At 45.3% G+C, this 18,067-nt stretch carries 15 protein-coding genes; 9 read left to right on the forward strand and 6 right to left on the reverse strand.

The features are described from left to right. Positions 1–57: 57 nt before the first annotated feature. The gene (locus tag R7P64_RS23320) at positions 58–549 is read right to left on the reverse strand and encodes an Rsd/AlgQ family anti-sigma factor (protein ID WP_005382515.1); all 492 of its coding nucleotides are present in this window, start codon (positions 547–549) and stop codon (positions 58–60) included. 177 nt (positions 550–726) lie between these two features. Here R7P64_RS23320 and nudC point away from each other — a divergent pair, with 177 nt between their 5' ends. Continuing rightward, positions 727–1,524, forward strand: a complete 798-nt coding sequence (nudC, locus tag R7P64_RS23325; protein WP_005382516.1) for an NAD(+) diphosphatase — start codon at positions 727–729, stop codon at positions 1,522–1,524. A gap of 247 nt (positions 1,525–1,771) precedes the next feature. Next, on the forward strand, positions 1,772–2,839 hold the full coding sequence (gene hemE / locus R7P64_RS23330) for a uroporphyrinogen decarboxylase (protein ID WP_033907151.1): 1,068 nt from the start codon (positions 1,772–1,774) through the stop codon (positions 2,837–2,839). Positions 2,840–3,079: 240 nt separating this feature from the next. Here hemE and R7P64_RS23335 read toward each other — a convergent pair whose 3' ends face one another. Beyond that, complete coding sequence (locus tag R7P64_RS23335) at positions 3,080–3,652, reverse strand: uracil-DNA glycosylase family protein (RefSeq protein ID WP_005382518.1); 573 nt, start codon at positions 3,650–3,652, stop codon at positions 3,080–3,082. Between the two features lie 2 nt (positions 3,653–3,654). Beyond that, positions 3,655–4,578, reverse strand: coding sequence for a D-2-hydroxyacid dehydrogenase (locus tag R7P64_RS23340; RefSeq protein WP_047102536.1), 924 nt, complete (start codon positions 4,576–4,578; stop codon positions 3,655–3,657). Between the two features lie 66 nt (positions 4,579–4,644). Here R7P64_RS23340 and R7P64_RS23345 point away from each other — a divergent pair, with 66 nt between their 5' ends. After that, positions 4,645–5,232 (forward strand): YjaG family protein, encoded by a 588-nt coding sequence (locus R7P64_RS23345; RefSeq protein WP_005382520.1) that lies wholly within the window; start codon positions 4,645–4,647, stop codon positions 5,230–5,232. 79 nt (positions 5,233–5,311) lie between these two features. Here R7P64_RS23345 and R7P64_RS23350 read toward each other — a convergent pair whose 3' ends face one another. After that, a complete protein-coding gene (locus tag R7P64_RS23350; protein ID WP_017821795.1) occupies positions 5,312–6,445 on the reverse strand; it encodes a hemolysin family protein in 1,134 nt (377 codons plus the stop codon). A 253-nt stretch (positions 6,446–6,698) separates the two neighbouring features. On the opposite strand from R7P64_RS23350, the gene hupA reads away from it, so the two are divergent. Continuing rightward, positions 6,699–6,971: a nucleoid-associated protein HU-alpha gene (hupA, locus tag R7P64_RS23355; RefSeq protein WP_005382524.1), complete on the forward strand. Its 273-nt coding sequence runs from the start codon at positions 6,699–6,701 to the stop codon at positions 6,969–6,971. Positions 6,972–7,010: 39 nt separating this feature from the next. After that, positions 7,011–7,709 carry a DUF1481 domain-containing protein gene (locus R7P64_RS23360; RefSeq protein ID WP_025768990.1) on the forward strand — a complete coding sequence of 233 codons (699 nt, stop codon included), beginning with the start codon at positions 7,011–7,013 and terminating at the stop codon, positions 7,707–7,709. Positions 7,710–7,792: 83 nt separating this feature from the next. On the opposite strand, the gene purD is transcribed toward R7P64_RS23360, so the two are convergent. Together purD and purH are read right to left on the reverse strand one after the other, a co-directional pair. Then, complete coding sequence (gene purD / locus R7P64_RS23365; RefSeq protein ID WP_054577303.1) at positions 7,793–9,082, reverse strand: phosphoribosylamine--glycine ligase; 1,290 nt, start codon at positions 9,080–9,082, stop codon at positions 7,793–7,795. Positions 9,083–9,276: 194 nt separating this feature from the next. Then, positions 9,277–10,869, reverse strand: a complete 1,593-nt coding sequence (gene purH / locus R7P64_RS23370) for a bifunctional phosphoribosylaminoimidazolecarboxamide formyltransferase/IMP cyclohydrolase (RefSeq protein ID WP_213869024.1) — start codon at positions 10,867–10,869, stop codon at positions 9,277–9,279. A 265-nt stretch (positions 10,870–11,134) separates the two neighbouring features. Between purH and zntR the strand changes: the two genes are divergently transcribed. The 4 genes from zntR (at position 11,135) to R7P64_RS23390 (ending at position 17,517) form a co-directional block, all read left to right on the forward strand. Next, positions 11,135–11,533, forward strand: a complete 399-nt coding sequence (zntR, locus tag R7P64_RS23375; RefSeq protein WP_005382529.1) for a Zn(2+)-responsive transcriptional regulator — start codon at positions 11,135–11,137, stop codon at positions 11,531–11,533. A 163-nt stretch (positions 11,534–11,696) separates the two neighbouring features. Next, positions 11,697–13,259, forward strand: coding sequence for a lysine decarboxylation/transport transcriptional activator CadC (cadC, locus tag R7P64_RS23380; RefSeq protein WP_225497196.1), 1,563 nt, complete (start codon positions 11,697–11,699; stop codon positions 13,257–13,259). A 661-nt stretch (positions 13,260–13,920) separates the two neighbouring features. Then, a complete protein-coding gene (gene cadB, locus R7P64_RS23385; RefSeq protein ID WP_017821792.1) occupies positions 13,921–15,264 on the forward strand; it encodes a cadaverine/lysine antiporter in 1,344 nt (447 codons plus the stop codon). A 117-nt stretch (positions 15,265–15,381) separates the two neighbouring features. Next, positions 15,382–17,517 (forward strand): lysine decarboxylase CadA, encoded by a 2,136-nt coding sequence (locus R7P64_RS23390; protein ID WP_213869026.1) that lies wholly within the window; start codon positions 15,382–15,384, stop codon positions 17,515–17,517. Positions 17,518–18,067 lie beyond the last annotated feature (550 nt).

Below are 18,067 nucleotides of genomic sequence, written 5' to 3' on the forward strand. Positions count from 1 at the left end.
AGACCGACGATGATCGTCAGTCTTTTCTCTCACTCTATTTCTGAATGTTTGCAAATACTAAGCTCCAGGTGGCATAGACAGGCTTTCTGCGATTTGCTGTATCAGATAGTCCTCGACTTCAAAGCGAGTCTCAAGAATTTCCCCAATGAGACACATATCAGAATCGAAATCATTTAATTCATCATCTTCAGTCACTTCTGAGTACTTATCGTTAAAGTTCAATAATGGTTCAGTCGTTAGAACAATTTGACCATAGGTTTGATTGATCTCATTAGTCACGACAAAGCCGGTTGCTTTCCAACGGTCCATAACCATGTCATAAATTTTAAAGTGGCCTTCGGAGATGTAATCAACGAGGTGCTGACAGAAATCCTGCAGTTCGGAAGGAGATGGGAGTTCAATAACATTGGTTTTCGAACAAGGTTGCAGCGCTGCAAGCTTACAATATTCAACAATCAGGGATTGTCGTGTCTCTAACCAGTGATCAATGACATCACTTGAGCCACCCCACTGGTCTTGTGTTTGTTTGAATTTTCTTAGCATGACCATGCCCTCATGATCTGATCGCCCATCGGCGAACGTATCCTTTGCAAAGCAAAGTTAGTAAAGTTATTACAAACTCTTGTCCTTACTAGAATTTAGAGTGCACATTTACTTAACGATAAACTCTAGTATGAAATTAGATTGCCAGTAAAATGAACGAACTTCAAGCAAAGGGATGGTGTAATGTTAAGAAAAGGTGATGTTAACCGCGCGATAAATGCATACTGGTGTGTTGTTGCAGGAAGTGAAATTTGGCTGGTGGATGGTGCTGTGCCCTTCGGGTCTGCAGAGCAGTTATCACTGCCAGTAACGAGTGCAAGACCCATTGGTGAGTATTCTGGTTCGCCCGTCATGTGGCTTAACTTGGCCGATTTAGAACATGATCTACCTTTAGTATCCCTGCGTGACTGCCTGCATTTTCCTGAGCCATTATTTATGTTGTTAAGTAAAGCTGTGCAATATGGGCACATGACGCAAAGTTTGCGCTTTTGTCCACAGTGCGGAGGAAGAAACTTTCTTAATAATAACCAGTTAGCCATGCAGTGTGGTGAATGTCGCACCCTTCATTATCCTAGAATATTTCCGTGTATTATCGTTGCTGTACGTAAAGAAAATCAGATCTTATTAGCCCAACATCCAAGGCATCGAAATGGTATGTATACGGTTATTGCGGGTTTTCTAGAAGTCGGTGAGACATTAGAAGAGTGCGTGGCTCGAGAAATTCATGAAGAAACGGGAATTCTCGTTAAAAATATTCGTTACTTTGGCAGCCAGCCTTGGGCTTTCCCATCCAGTATGATGATGGGGTTTTTAGCTGACTATGAATCGGGAGAGTTAAGTCCAGACTACACTGAGCTGTCTGATGCACAATGGTTTGGTATCGACGAGATGCCGCCTGTTGCGCCTAAAGGAACGATTGCAAGAGCACTTATCGAACAAACGCTGAAAGATATAGACTCTAATTGTCTGATAAATAGATAAAAAAAACCCTCCGAGAGGGAGGGGGTAAGTAAGATGTCGTTATGAGATGCTGAGTACTAAGTACTCAGTTTATAATTGTAGTTTTCGCTAGCGAACAAATTTTTAACACTGATACCGATTGGGTGCAAATTAAGCATTGATTTAAAAGTTAATAACTTGATCCAGGTTGCAAAGCACACAGCTATTGGACTTAAATCAGTGATAGAATACCCCCTTTCACAGAAAGCCTAACAGTTGGAATTACGGAATGACTGAATTAAAAAATGATCGTTATCTGCGTGCGCTTTTAAAAGAGCCGGTAGATTACACGCCAGTATGGATGATGCGCCAGGCAGGTCGTTACCTACCAGAATACAAAGCGACTCGTGCAGAAGCGGGTGATTTCATGTCTTTGTGTCGAAATGCAGAGTTAGCATCCGAAGTGACACTTCAACCATTACGCCGTTTTCCTCTTGATGCAGCGATCTTATTCTCGGACATCTTAACGATTCCAGATGCAATGGGGCTTGGTTTGCGTTTTGCTGCGGGTGAAGGACCTGTTTTTGATAACCCAATTACATGCAAAGCCGACGTGGAAAAAATTGGTTTGCCAGATCCTGAAGGTGAACTGCAATACGTAATGAACGCAGTACGCCAGATCCGTAAAGACCTGAAGGGTGAAGTGCCGCTGATTGGTTTTTCTGGTAGTCCTTGGACTCTTGCGACGTACATGATCGAAGGTGGTAGCTCTAAAGCGTTTACCAAGATCAAGAAGATGATGTACGCGGAACCACAAACTCTGCACCTACTTCTAGATAAGCTGGCAGACAGCGTTATCGAGTACTTAAACGCGCAAATTAAAGCGGGTGCGCAATCGGTAATGGTATTTGACACATGGGGTGGCGTACTAACGCCTCGTGATTACAATCTGTTCTCACTGCAATACATGCACAAGATTGTAGATGGTCTGATGCGTGAAAACGACGGTCGTCGCGTGCCAGTCACACTGTTTACTAAGAATGGCGGCATGTGGCTTGAGCAAATCGCAGCAACGGGCTGTGATGCGGTTGGTCTAGACTGGACAATCAACATTGCAGACGCGAAAGCACGTATCGGTGATAAAGTGGCGCTGCAAGGTAACATGGACCCATCAATGCTTTACGCTTCACCAGAGCGTATCCGTGAAGAAGTCGCGGGTATTCTAGAAGGTTTTGGTGATGCAGGTACTGGTCATGTGTTCAACCTAGGTCACGGTATCCATTTGGATGTGCCGCCAGAAAACGCGGGTGTATTTGTGGAAGCGGTACACGAGCTATCTAAGCCGTACCACAAGTAACTTCGACTTTTTGAAATCAAATGCCGGCATTCAGTGCCGGTATTTTTTTACCTAAAATTCAGTTTTTCTATCTGAGACTCAAGGCTGTACAGCTCTAGTAGTATTTGGCCTACTATGATCTAATTACTACTCTAGCTGTACACTGGATATTAAAGTTTAATATAAACAAATGCTTATGATTTCGGGTTTTATGTTCTAATTTTCTTGTACAGATAAACAAGCAATTAGATCATGGGTGACCTAAAGCATCGAGTGAACGCGTTTTTTAAGGTATGGCACGACGTCAGATTCAAACCAAGGATTCTTCTTTAACCACAATGTATTGCGTGGAGATGGGTGAGGGAGCGGGATAAAGTCCGGTTCCCAATCTTGCCATTGCTGAACGGTTTGCGTGAGCGTCTTTGGTTTGTTGGTGAGATAGTACTGCTGCGAGTATTGACCAATTAGTAGAGTGAGCTCTATATTGGGCAGCTGCTCAAGAATCTTTTTATGCCAAGTGGGCGCACATTCTTTACGAGGCGGTAAATCACCAGAGTTCCCTTTGCCTGGATAACAGAATCCCATTGGGACAATGGCAATTTTATTTGGGTCGTAGAAAACGTCTTTGTCGATATCGAGCCATTGGCGTAATCGATCACCACTTGGGTCATTCCAAGGTATCGAGGTTTTGTGTACACGTGTGCCTGGGGCCTGACCGATGATTAGGATGCGTGCCCCTTTTGCGGCTTGTACGACAGGGTTTGCGCCCAAAGGTAAATTATCCGCGCATATCTGGCAGGCCCTCACTTGTTGCAATAGCTCGTCTAACGACATTCTCAGTAACCCTTTTCGAAATCCACTTGATAATTTAATGAAAACCCATCGCGCCAGCGTAGGTAGTTGTCAGCAAAAATCTCGATGACTTGCTCGGGAAAACTCAGCGCAGCAATGTGTGGAGTGATGGTGACTTGCGGTAGTTTCCAAAACGGATGCTCTACCGATAACGGTTCTTGCTCAAACACATCTAAGAAGGCGTGTTCTACCCAACGGTTTTTCAGAGCGAAGAGCAACCCTGTCTCATCCAGTACGTCGCCACGACCTACGTTAAATAATAACGCCTGATTTAGTTGGCTGAGCGTTTGACGATTAAGTAACTGTCGCGTCTCAGGTGTACTTGGTAGAGTATTCACAACGATGTCGGCTTGCTCAAATGCCTTACTTAGTTCATTGATATGAAAGGTCTGATGAAACTCGCCGCCTGAAGTCGGGATACCTGTGCGGTTAATACCGATAGTTTTTATCCCCATTGCTTTAGCGGCGTTGCCCAGATAGCCCCCAATGCTACCGGTACCAAGAATTACCATGGTTTTACTTTGTAATGACGTGTATAGGTGAGGCTGCCATTGTTTGTTTTGTTGTTGCTGGTGGTATCGGGCAAAGTGGCGGTAATGGGCAATACTGTAACCCAAAACATATTCAGCAATCAGTGGACCAAAGATGCCTCGAACGTTAGTTAGAGTATAGTCCTGACGAAGGCTAGGGGATGTTAAGGCGTTGACACCAGCAAACGTGGATTGTACCCATTCAAGCTGTGAAAACTCGTCTAAGCTTTGTGATAGTAAGGGTGGATCTGCTAGTACGATCTGAGCGGCTTCTGGTTGGTCGGTGAGGCAAAGATCGGGCAGATTTTTCTCTGCCAGTAACGTTTTGTAGGTGTCGCGATGCTCTGAGAGCAGGAAAATCTGATTTGAATGCGGCATTAACTTTTTTCCCTGTGATGAATCAAGTACACTTTCGCTGTTTTTTTCTTCAATGATTGAGTGACTATGCTTAAGAATCCTCTTCAGGTTCGTTTAGAAAAACTAGAACCTTGGCAACAAATTACCTTTATGGCGTGTCTGTGTGAACGCATGTATCCAAACTATGCGATGTTTTGTGAGAATACAGAATTTGCTGACCCGCGTGCTTACCGAGCGATTCTTGATAGTGTATGGGAAATTTTGACAGTTAAGAACGCGAAAATTAACTTCGAACGTCAATTGGAGAAGTTAGAAGAGTTGTTCCCAAGTGCGGATGAGTTCGATTTTTACGGCGTTTACCCAGCGATGGACGCGTGTCAGGGTTTGTCTACGTTACTGCATGGTCTATTGGACCGCGACTACCTTTTCGATTCAATGCTTAAAGTGAGTCAACAGTCGGTACAAACCGTTGCTGATCTAGAGCAAGCACAAGGCGCAGAGCCAATCACTAACGACAACCAGAAAGAAAACGAAGCCGTATGTGAAGAGTGGGACGTCCAGTGGGCTATCTTCCGTCCGCTGCGTGAAGCGGTAGAACGTGACATCAGCTTGATTAAAGATTTGCGTGAAGAGCTACGTGAAGAAGGTGTGAGCAACATCGGTATTGCACTTTAATCGTTGAATAAATAGAAAAAGGCATCCTAACTGGATGCCTTTTTTGTTTGTGCGTTTAAGCTGTTATACCTAATGCTGATTACGATTCTTTCGAGTCGGATTTCGGTGGCTCTTGAGCTTCTGGCTCTTTATCCTGCTTCTCCGGCTCATTATCTTCTTCATCGTCATCGCGGCTTTCGATTACGCCGTGCATTTCTTTCCAGCTTTCCCAGCGTTGGTAAGCCAGCTCCTGCATGTCAGTGCTTTTATCTGCTTCGTCGATGATCTCCTCGCCTACGAGGTGTTCAAAAATATCTTCCAACGTTACCAAACCTAGCACGGTACCGTATTCATCAACAACAAGTGCCAGCTGTAAGCGATGAGTCATCATCTGGTCGAATACTTTAGGTAAAGTGGTATTGTTTAGCACCACTTGAATTGGGCGCATGATTGCTCCCAACTGTTTCTGTCCACAACCTGATTGTTGTAGTTTGAACAACTCAAGGCGATGCACAAAACCAATGATGTTATCTTTCTGTTCGCTGTAAACCAATGGGCGTGAGAAAGGCGTATCTTTGTGTTTTTCTAGGAACTCATTGATGGTCATTGTGGCATCGACACGGAATACTACTGGTCGTGGCGTCATAACCTGCGTTACGGGTACATCTTGGATGCCAAGCAAGTTGCTTAAGATTTTTGATTCACCCTCGGCAAATTCACCGCTTTCACGTGCCAGAATCGCCATTGCAGACAGCTCATCACGCATCTTTGGAGCTTCGTGGTTACGAGCAAGACGCTTGGTGATTTGCTCTGAGAACCAAACAAAGGGTGTAAGCGCCCATACCATCCAACGCAATGCGACCGCGGCAGTGGGTGCCAACTGGCGCCAGTAGGTCGCGCCAATCGTCTTCGGTACGATTTCTGAAAGCACTAAGATCGCCAATGTCAGCACTGCCGAAAAGATACCTAATGCTTCGCTACCAAATACAACCGCAGCTTGTGCACCAGCAGTGGCCGCGCCGATAGTGTGAGCGATGGTGTTTAAAGTCAGAATAGATGCCAGTGGTCGGTCGATATCTGATTTCAGCTTAGCCAATTGCCCAGCTGCGGGATGCCCCTGTTGATTGAGCTGCGCAATGTAGCTCGGACTGATACTCAGCAGTACCGCCTCCAGCACCGAACAGATAAACGAAATGCCGATTGCAATAGAGATATAAATGGATAACAGCAGCATAGTTGCCCTTGAATGTAGTTTGATAGTGGTTATTTGCAGCTATTATAACCGCAAAAGTGACTTATAAATTGGTCCAAATACCTTGGAAAGCAAGGGTTTTCAGGGGGTATGTGGTAACAAATTGTGAGTTATTACTCATATTATGGCTAAAAGTACGTCAGAAAATCGAAAGATCGCTTACAAACCTTTGCCAGATGGGGCATTTATGTTTTAGAGTGAGACGAATTCGATAACCTATGAGAAGGGAAACCTAATGAACAAGACCCAATTAATCGACTTTATCGCAGAGAAAGCAGACCTATCAAAAGCACAAGCAAAAGCTGCTCTTGAAGCGACTCTTGATGGTGTAACTGGCGCACTTAAAGAGGGTGACCAAGTTCAACTAATTGGTTTTGGTACATTCAAAGTAAACCACCGCGCTGCACGTACTGGTCGTAACCCTAAGACTGGTGACGAGATTCAAATCGCAGCAGCTAACGTACCAGCATTCGTAGCAGGTAAAGCGCTGAAAGAATCAGTAAACTAAGTTAGAATGCACCGAGGTATCCTGCCTCGGTGCAATTTCATGAAAAAACATCTACTCACTTCACTTCTCCTATCTAGCCTTACCCTTTTTGGCTGTTCGTCGGTTGAAACTCCTAATTTAGAACAATTCACGCATTTTTCTGGTGGTAAAGTTGCGGGAGATGCTAGCAGCTTGTACTGGATGACAGAGAAACTCACTCGTGTGAGTACGGCGGCTGATTATGTGACTATGGGGGACAATGGTTGGTTCCAGAGTGATTATCGCTGGGATGAAGGTGAGTTGCGAGAGTTGATTCGAAAAGGCGAGCAAGTTGATACCAAACAAGAGTTGGTGCCTTTTCAAATCCACATCCGTTTCAATAAAGATGGCGAAGCGGTTTACCAACAATATCGTGTTAACCGTAAAGTCTTACCACTTCAGCATGACCAATTAGAGCGCTACAAAGCAGAAGCGAATGACGTAGTGGCATCGGTTAAGGCGCAGTCTCGTAACAATCAGAGCCTTATTCAAGGTTATTGGAATGGTCAATCGTTTGAAACCTGCAAAGGTAAGGTGTTCTCGACGCTCGAGTTTAATCAGACGTTGCCAAAATTTATTATCGAGCGTCTCTCATCGGTAGACAGTTATGTGGCTTTTGTCGGCAAGCAGTCACGAAACAAAGCAATGGTCGATGAACTGTTGATGCTCAATGACGATGACTTTGATTGTGTTTCTCGGCCAACGTTGATCTCTGAATAAACATTGCTTCGAATTCTGTCGAACAAGAACAATAAAAAAGGCGCTGAGTGCGCCTTTTGTTTTTTAGCCAACTCATGTTGTTTTTATTTTTCTTGCTCACGTGCAATTGCACGGTAGCCGATGTCGTTGCGATGGAACATGCCATCCCAACGGATCTGTTTTGCAAGCTCGTAAGCACGCTGCTGCGCTTCTGATACACTGTTGCCAAGTGCGGTTGCACAAAGAACGCGACCACCGTTTGTCACGATGTCGCCATCTTTGTTATCTGTACCTGCATGGAAGACTTTTTCGCCTTCAATTTCAACTTGTGGCAGACCCGAAATTACGTCGCCTTTGTTGTATGCAGCTGGGTAACCACCGGCTGCTAACACGATACCAATCGATGCTCGTGGATCCCACTTCGATTCCGCTTGATCCAGTTTCTCGTCGATTGCCGCTAGGCACAGATCAACAAGATCCGATTCCATGCGCATCATGATAGGTTGTGTCTCAGGATCACCGAAGCGGCAGTTGTACTCGATTACTTTCGGAGTGCCGTCTTTGTCGATCATCAGACCCGCGTATAGGAAACCAGTGTAAGGGTTACCTTCAGAGGCCATGCCACGTACTGTTGGGTAAATCACTTCTTCCATGATGCGGTTGTGGATTTCCTGTGTTACCACTGGAGCTGGAGAGTATGCTCCCATGCCACCGGTGTTAGGACCAGTATCTTTGTCGCCTACGCGTTTGTGGTCTTGGCTGGTGGCCATTGGCAGAACGTTCTCACCATCCACCATCACGATGAAGCTTGCTTCTTCACCATCTAGGAACTCTTCGATAACGACACGACTACCAGCATCACCAAATGCGTTGCCTGCTAGCATGTCTTTGATTGCGTCCTCAGCTTCTTCTAGCGTCATCGCTACGATAACGCCTTTACCAGCAGCAAGGCCGTCAGCTTTTACTACGATCGGTGCACCTTGCTCACGTACGTAAGCAAGAGCTGGCTCGATTTCAGTGAAGTTCGCGTAGGCACCTGTTGGAATTTGGTGACGAGCAAGGAAGTCTTTAGTAAACGCTTTAGAGCCTTCAAGTTGCGCTGCGGCTTGGGTAGGGCCAAAGATTGGTAAGCCAGCTTCGCGGAACGCATCAACCACACCAATAACCAATGGTGCTTCTGGGCCAACGATAGTCAGTTCAATCGCCTTCTCTTTGGCGAAAGCAACAAGGCCAGCGATGTCTTCTACATCGATGTTTACGTTCTCTAGTTTTGGCTCTAGTGCTGTACCTGCGTTGCCTGGAGCAATGAAAATAGTCTCAACATTTGGGTTTTGCGCTGCTTTCCAGCCTAGCGCATGTTCACGACCGCCTGAACCAATGATTAAAACTCGCATATGAAAATCCTTAATCTTATAAATACCGTTTGCTCAAACTCAGATATTTCGCAAAGACCTGAGTATGGCCTCTCTAATTCAATGGGACGAGGACAAGGCGACAAGTGAACTTATTCCTATGAGCATAGTATGCTATGTGATTAGGATAAGTGAACGCCGTCAACGCAGTTATCGTCCCAGTGAAGACGAGAGGATTAGTGGCGGAAGTGACGCATACCGGTAAAGATCATCGCCATGCCGTGCTCATCTGCTGCTGCGATAACTTCGTCGTCACGCATAGAGCCACCTGGCTGAATTACGCACTTAATGCCGGCTTCTGCTGCGGCATCGATACCGTCGCGGAATGGGAAGAAAGCGTCAGATGCCATTACGCTACCGGCAACTTCTAAGCCTTCGTCTGCAGCTTTGATGCCGGCAATTTTCGCTGAGTAAACGCGGCTCATTTGGCCTGCGCCCACACCGATAGTCATGTCGCCTTTCGCGTAAACGATCGCGTTAGATTTCACGTATTTCGCTACCTTCCAGCAGAATAGGGCATCTTTTAGCTCTTCTTCTGTTGGCTGGCGCTTAGAAACCACTTTTAGGTCGTCTAGGCTTACCATGCCTTGGTCGCGGTCTTGAACCAGTAGACCGCCATTCACGCGTTTCACGTCAAAGCCAGTTGTCTTCGTTGTCCATTCGCCACACTCAAGTAGACGTACGTTCTTCTTCGCGGCAACCACTTCAATCGCTTCAGCAGAAACAGAAGGAGCGATGATGACCTCAACGAATTGACGTTCAACAATAGCGGTTGCTGTTTCAGCATCCAGCTCTTGGTTGAATGCAATGATGCCGCCGAATGCAGATGTTGGGTCAGTTTGGTAAGCGCGGTTGTACGCTTCTAGGATGTCTTTGCCTAGCGCAACACCGCATGGGTTTGCGTGTTTTACGATTACACATGCTGGCTCGTTGAACTCTTTCACACACTCAAGCGCTGCGTCCGTGTCTGCGATGTTGTTGTAAGAAAGGGCTTTACCTTGGATTTGGCGAGCAGTAGAAACAGATGCTTCTTGTGGGTTTGCTTCAACGTAGAATGCGGCTGCTTGGTGGCTGTTCTCACCGTAGCGCATGTCTTGCTTCTTCTCGAACTGTTGGTTGAACGTACGTGGGAATTTAGACTCTTCATCACCTTCTTTGTTCTCACCGTAAGATGGAACCATAGTGCCGAAGTAGTTTGCGATCATGCCATCGTAAGCGGCAGTGTGTTCAAAAGCAGCGATGGCAAGGTCGAAGCGAGTTTCGAGAGTGAGAGATTTGTCGTTTGCGTCCATCTCTGCAATTACGCGGCCGTAATCACCTGCGTTAACAACGATAGTCACGTCTTTGTGGTTTTTCGCTGCAGAACGAACCATTGTTGGGCCGCCGATATCGATGTTTTCAACCGCGTCGGCTAGTGTACAGCCTTCTTTGGCAACGGTTTCTGCGAATGGGTATAGGTTTACGACAACCATATCGATAGGGTTGATGCCGTGCTTTTCCATCACGTCATCATCTTGGCCACGACGACCAAGCACACCACCGTGAACTTTTGGGTGAAGCGTTTTAACGCGGCCGTCCATCATTTCTGGGAAACCAGTGTAGTCAGAGACTTCGGTTACGGCGATGCCTTGTTCGGCAAGTAGGCGAGCTGTACCACCAGTAGATAGGATATCGACACCGCGCTCAGCAAGAGCTTGCGCAAACTCAACAATACCTGTTTTGTCTGATACGCTGATAAGCGCACGGCGAATAGGACGAGCGTTATTCATGCTTCCATTTTCCTCAAATTCACGGAGTTAAAGATGTTTGCCAAAAATGAACTTGTTTTTACCTCTTGGGGTAAAATATTGGCCAGTTTTGGTAAAGACCTTTGCAGGGTGTTTTCTGGTTAGAAAACAGTCTCCACATTTGATGGCGCGTATTCTAACCAATTTATTACAAAAAAGCTCGCGCAATCGTTTGGCATCTCAAAAATAATTGCAAAAAAGTCGTTCTTTAGCTTTAAAAGTAACGAGATAGTTAATAGGGGAAGTTATGTTTCAGATAGGTGAACTGGCAAAACGTTGTGGTGTGACTGCCGATACATTGCGTTTCTACGAGAAAAACGCGCTAATAAAACCCGCAGGACGAAGTGAGTCAGGCTACCGCTTGTATGATGAAGAGAATCAAAAGCAGGTGCACTTTATCCTCAAAGGTAAAGATCTTGGCTTGAGTCTGGATGAAATTAAAGACCTGTTAGAAATTAAGTTAGAAGCGACAGAACACAGCTGTGCAGAGGTAAAAGCCATTACTTCTGCTAAGTTAGAGCTGATTGATGGGAAAATTAACGAGCTGACGAAAATTCGCCGAGCGTTAAAGAAGATTAATGATGCTTGTTGTGGTCATACAGACGATGACGCCACACATTGCTCTATCCTTGCAGCACTTGAGTAGTCTCATTCTTGCATTACTTAACTTAAGTTTGCATTTTTGGCGACTTGCTTTTCTAGGTACACGCTGCTTTCCCACCTATAATCTTGCCTTTAGTTACTTGTAGGAATCGACCATTGTCTGATTCCTAGCGTAACGCTGTCTGTAGATACGAGAGTTTTCATACATGGTTGGAGTCTATTTTCAAATCAATGACTGGGTTTTGAGCGTTGATGAAAATAAGCTGTATCGACAAGATAGGGAAGTTACTGTTGAGCCACGCTTAATTAATCTTTTGCACTTCTTAGCGGAGCATGCGAATGAGGTGTTCAACCGCGAGGAATTGATTCAGTACGTTTGGGCTGGAGCGATTGTGACCGATCAAGTGGTGACTCAATCCATCTTTGAGTTGCGTAAGCTACTACGTGACGGTCGAGAGGAAAATACCAACTACGTTATCACGGTGCCCAAGCGTGGCTATAAGCTGGTAGCGAACGTGGTTGCTATGACGCATGAAGAGTTTGTCACAAGTCGGCAAAATGAAGAGATCCCACCTTCGGTTGAAGAATCGGAAGAGGATTGTCTACCTATAGCACCAACCGTTACCTTTCCTGCCGGTCCTCTAACTCGCGCGGTCTGCGAGATGTCAAAAGAGAAAAAAGCCCCTCAGAGCAAAAACAAAATCAGTCCTTGGCGATTGGGAATTATGAACTTCATCTGGATCAGTATGTTGGTCGTAGTGATGGGCGTGTTTACCTACAAGCAATCGGAAGTGCGTATTACCCAAGCCATCGATACCCATCTGATTGAGTTCAAGTTTCAAGATAATTTTACGAATGAAGGATTAAGCTACGATTTGGCAGACGGATTCGCCCAAAAGTTGATGTCCGACATTGCTCAAGTCAGTGATTACCGAGTCATGCTAAAGAAGGCGTCGTTTACTTCTGGCATTGTACCTGGTAAATCGGTTGTGGTGAGAGTTCGTGAGAATGACGGTGGCAGCTTTTTAGAGGTGGAATATCGCAATAACTCATCTGAAAAAGTGTTGTTTAGTCGTCAATACGCGTTAACCAGTAGTCATTTAAAGACAGTGCTTCAACAAGCGTCGTTGGATTTGATGCAAGTGCTGAAAGTATCGGATGCCAAATTGAAATCTACGATGCTGGTGGCGGGAATGCCAATGAATCCCGACGCGTTGGAGTTGTTTGTTCAGGCTAACCATTACCTTAATGTCTCTGATACTAAACAATTCCGCCAAGGTATCGACTTGATGGAAAACATTTTAGAAATCGAGCCGGATAATGCTTACGTTCAAGCTGAGTTGTTGATTGCTTACCATGTACAAAAGGCACTTGATTTCTCACAGGAGTTGAAGAAAGGGCGAATGCAGCAGCTCAGTGAAGCACTAGAGACTAATGTGAAAATGATGGTGGGGCCAATTCAACCGCGAATTTATGAAGCTTTAGCACTGCACGAAACCATCATTGGTGACATGGCGTTAGCCAAGCGGCATCTCGGACAGGCATTGAGGTTACGTGATTCAGTGCTTTCCTATGTGATTCGCGGTAAGCACGCCGAATTGGATGGTGATCTGGATTTAGCCAGTGAGTCTTACAGTGAAGCTTTCTATATTGATACGTCGGTTGAGACGTACCTGCTGTGCGAAAACTTGGTCTTCCCAAGTAACATGAAGGCGATTGATTACGCCATGTATCGCGCCGTTCACCCTTCTGTCGTTCGAATGCTTTAATTCTCTCGGACTCAACGTCAGTCTAATGCTAGCCCCTCATTTCGGTGAGGGGCTTTTTTGTCGCTGTCGAAAAGTGAAAAGGGTGAGGCGGTGGGGCAATGACTTACGAAGGAGCTAACAGCGCAAGCTTGCAACGGGAATACATACCCGCTTTGCTTCTCTATCTCTATCTCTATCTCTATCTCTATTGATTGTATGAAGCGTCTGGCTGAGTTATGTGGCGAGAATGATTTTGATGCTTTCTTGCAGGCGAGATGAATATTGATGTGGGTCAAAAAGCGCGATCAGGGAGAGATTTATGGAATCAACACTTCAGGGAATTAACCCTTCGGGATGGGGAAGTTGATAGAGGTTGATAACTTTTATCGCGATGACCAACGAGTTGATGAGAGTTTATCTATCGGTAGAAGGTTTGATGTTTTTTTTATAACTAAATGAATAATATGGTTTTATATTTTTGTGTTTATCATGTTTACCTCAACTTGATGTTGATTAACTAATCATTTTATTGATAACCCCAAGTTTATTTTTTTCCCAGTTTTTGGGCGTAGTCTTCACTTCGAAATTTAGCGAGGTCGAGCAGGTTCTTCCTCATAGCATCTCGCTAATAACCATTCAGTTTGAGTCATGTTGACTCGAGTAGAATAGATTTGGAGATGTTATGTCATCGAATGCGAAAAAAATCGGCCTTATTGCCTGTACGGGTGTCGTAGCCGGTAACATGATGGGTAGTGGTATTGCACTATTACCTTCTAGTCTTGCCTCTGTAGGCTCTGTTTCAATCTTCAGTTGGCTGATCTGTTTGGTCGGTGCACTGAGTCTGGCGTTCGTTTACGCTCGTCTGGCAACCAAAAACCCACAAGAAGGTGGTCCTATCGCTTATGCTGGCGAAGTGTCTCCGGTATTTGGTTTCCAAACGGGCGTTCTTTATTACCACGCGAACTGGATTGGTAACCTGGCTATTGCCATTACAGGTGTTTCTTACCTTTCAGTATTCTTCCCTGTGCTTAATAACCCAATCCCAGCAGGTATTGCGACGATTGCATCGGTATGGATCTTCACTTTCGTCAACCTACTTGGTGGTAGCTGGGTAAGCCGTCTATGTACGCTTGGTTTAGTTCTTATCCTTATCCCAGTTGTTGGTACAGCCGCATTTGGTTGGACGCACTTCGATACTGCGCTTTACAGCCAAAACTGGAACGTATCAGCAGGCACTGACAGCCACGCGGTAGTAACAGCGGTTCTTATCTGTCTATGGTCATTCGTAGGTGTGGAATCAGCAGCGGTATCGACTGGTATGGTAGAAAACCCTAAACGGACTGTACCACTAGCAACTATGTTAGGTACTGGTATCGCAGGTGTGATTTACATCCTATCAACTCAAATGATCAGCGGCATGTTCCCAGCGTCAGAAGTTGCGGCATCAGGTGCGCCATTTGCATTGGCAACCACTGAGCTATTCGGTAGCTGGACTGCACCATTCGTATCAGCATTCACAGCACTAGCATGTTTCACTTCGCTAGGTTCTTGGATGATGCTGGTGGGCGAGGCTGGTAAACGTGCCGCGAGCGATGGCAACTTCCCTAAAATCTACGGCGAAACTGACAAAAACGGTGTGCCTAAGAAAGGTCTAATCCTTGCGTCAATCAAGATGACTGCACTGATGGTTGTACTGATGTTCTTCAGCTCTAAAACAGCACACGCATCAGACCTATTCAACCAGCTAACAACTGACGCAGTTCTACTAACTATGCTGCCTTACTTCTACTCAAGCATTAACTTGATTCGCTTCGAAGGTATGACAACACGCAACGGCTTCGTAATGCTGTTCTCTGGTGTGGCTTGTCTGTTCTGCTTCATCGCACTAGCAGGTGCAGAGGGCGGTACGCTAACAGCAACCTTCATCGTGTCTCTAGTTATCTTGATGTTCTACAGCAAAAAAGCAGGTCTTGCTCAGTACGTGAAAATGCACGCTGACGACATGCCTGCCCAAGCAAGCAACTAATCCCCAAAACGCTGGCACTACGGTGCCAGCCCATAAAACCTAAATTCACGCGGCGCTCACCTTACTCATTGTCTGTAAATGGCAAAGAGCGCCCTCATTCGCCTTGGAGATGTCCAAATGAATATATTCGCTATCTTGAACCACATGGGTGTGTTCTTTAAAGAAGAGCCAGTTCGTCAACTTCACGTTGCTCTTGAGAAAGCGGGCTACGAAGTGGTTTACCCAGTAGATGATAAAGACTTGATCAAAATGATTGAGATGAACCCACGCATTTGCGGTGTGCTGTTCGACTGGGATAAATACTCACTAGAGCTATGTGAACGTATCAGCCAAATCAACGAAAAACTGCCTGTTCACGCATTTGCTAACGAACAGTCTACTCTAGACATTTCACTAACAGACCTACGTCTAAACGTGAGCTTCTTCGAGTACGCTTTAGGTATGGCTGACGACATCGCTATCAAAATCAACCAAGCGACTGAGGCATACAAAGATGCCATCATGCCTCCATTCACTAAAGCGTTATTCAAATACGTAGAAGAAGGTAAATACACCTTCTGTACTCCAGGTCACATGGGCGGTACTGCATTCCAGAAAAGCCCTGCTGGTAGCATCTTCTACGATTTTTACGGTCCAAACACATTTAAAGCGGACGTATCAATCTCAATGCCTGAGTTAGGTTCTCTACTAGACCATTCAGGTCCACATAAAGATGCAGAAGAATACATTGCACGCACATTCAATGCAGACAGCTCGTACATCGTAACTAACGGTACGTCTACATCGAACAAAATCGTTGGTATGTACTCAGCACCTGCGGGCAGCACAGTATTGATTGACCGTAACTGTCACAAATCTCTGACCCACCTAATGATGATGAGCGACGTGACACCAATCTACTTCCGCCCAACTCGTAACGCATACGGCATCCTTGGCGGTATTCCACAAAGCGAATTCAGCCGTGATATCATTGCAGAGAAAGTGGCGAAAACACCAGGTGCAACAGCACCAACTTACGCAGTAGTGACTAACTCAACTTACGATGGTCTGTTGTACAACACACAATTCATCAAAGAGTCGCTAGATTGTAAACACATCCACTTCGACAGTGCTTGGGTGCCTTACACTAACTTCAACCCAATTTACGAAGGTAAATGTGGTATGAGTGGTGAAGCGATGCCAGGCAAAGTGTTCTACGAAACACAATCAACACACAAACTGTTGGCAGCGTTCTCACAAGCTTCAATGATTCACGTGAAAGGCGACTTTGATAAAGAATCTTTCAACGAAGCATTCATGATGCACACTTCAACTTCACCTCAGTACGGCATTGTTGCTTCTACTGAAACTGCAGCGGCAATGATGCGCGGCAACACTGGTAAGAAGTTGATGCAAGACTCTATCGATCGCGCAATCCGCTTCCGTAAAGAGATCAAACGTCTAGAAGCAGAAAGCGACAGCTGGTTCTTCGATGTATGGCAACCAGAAAACATCGATACCACGGAATGTTGGAAACTAGACCCTAGCGACACATGGCACGGCTTCAAGAACATGGATGACAACCACATGTATCTTGACCCAATCAAAGTAACGCTACTGACTCCGGGGATGAATAAAGAAGGCGAACTAGAAGAATCAGGTATTCCTGCTTCGCTGGTGGCTAAATTCCTAGACGAGCGCGGCATCGTGGTAGAGAAAACAGGTCCATACAACTTGTTGTTCCTATTCTCAATCGGTATCGACAAATCAAAAGCAATGCAATTGCTACGCGGCCTAACTGAATTTAAACGTGGCTACGACTTGAACCTAACCATCAAGAGCTTCCTACCTTCGCTATACAACGAAGACCCAAGCTTCTATGAAGGCATGCGCGTTCAAGAACTAGCACAAGCAATTCATGACCTAACTAAGAAATACAACTTACCTGAGCTAATGTACAAAGCGTTCGATGTACTTCCAGAAATGAAAGTAACACCACACGCAGCATGGCAAGAAGAGCTTCGTGGCAACATCGAAGAAATCAAACTGGAAGAAATGGTTGGCCGCGTAAGTGCGAACATGATCCTTCCTTACCCTCCAGGTGTGCCACTAGTACTTCCTGGTGAAATGGTGACTCAAGAGTCTCGCCCTGTGCTGGACTTCCTAGAGATGCTTTGTGAGATCGGTGCGCATTACCCAGGTTTCGAAACCGACATCCACGGTTTATACCAACAAAAAGATGGTAGCTACACCGTAAAAGTATTGAAGAACTAAGTTCCTCTCGAAGATGACGTCATTGGGAATGCAAGCATGCTCCACTCTTACGAGCTCAATGCGTCATCGAACAATAACGACATTTAGATATACCCCTAACTAATCTGTCGTAAAGAGAAGGGCAAGGATGCTCTGATCTTTTCTTCTATATATAGAAGAAACACTTTTCCAAGACTTCACCTGAAGTACCCCAAATAAAAAGCAAAGACCAAAAGAGCAGTTCGTCATCGTTCTGCTCTTTTTTTTCGTCTTTATATAGATAGAAAGAAAAAAGAATCAAGAGAGATAAGATCAGCAATCAAAATCACAAAGAAATCGGCGATCTTTTAATGCAGAAGTCAGGTGTTTCATCATGAAAAGATCCTCTGCAACCCGAAATATTAGACAAGATCGTTGAGTATCTGTGCAGAGTGCTCGTTATTTGTGCGGTTGAAAGTTTTTTTGCAAAAAACGCTTGTGCTAATTTCTCAACCCCCTATACTGCGCATCCACCGACACGGAGTGAGACGAAAGTCACACAGCGAGTCGGGAAGAGAGAAAAAAGAATTTG

The sequence above is a fragment of the Vibrio sp. 2304 genome, assembly GCF_033339475.1.
In the GTDB taxonomy this organism is placed as follows: domain Bacteria; phylum Pseudomonadota; class Gammaproteobacteria; order Enterobacterales; family Vibrionaceae; genus Vibrio; species Vibrio alginolyticus.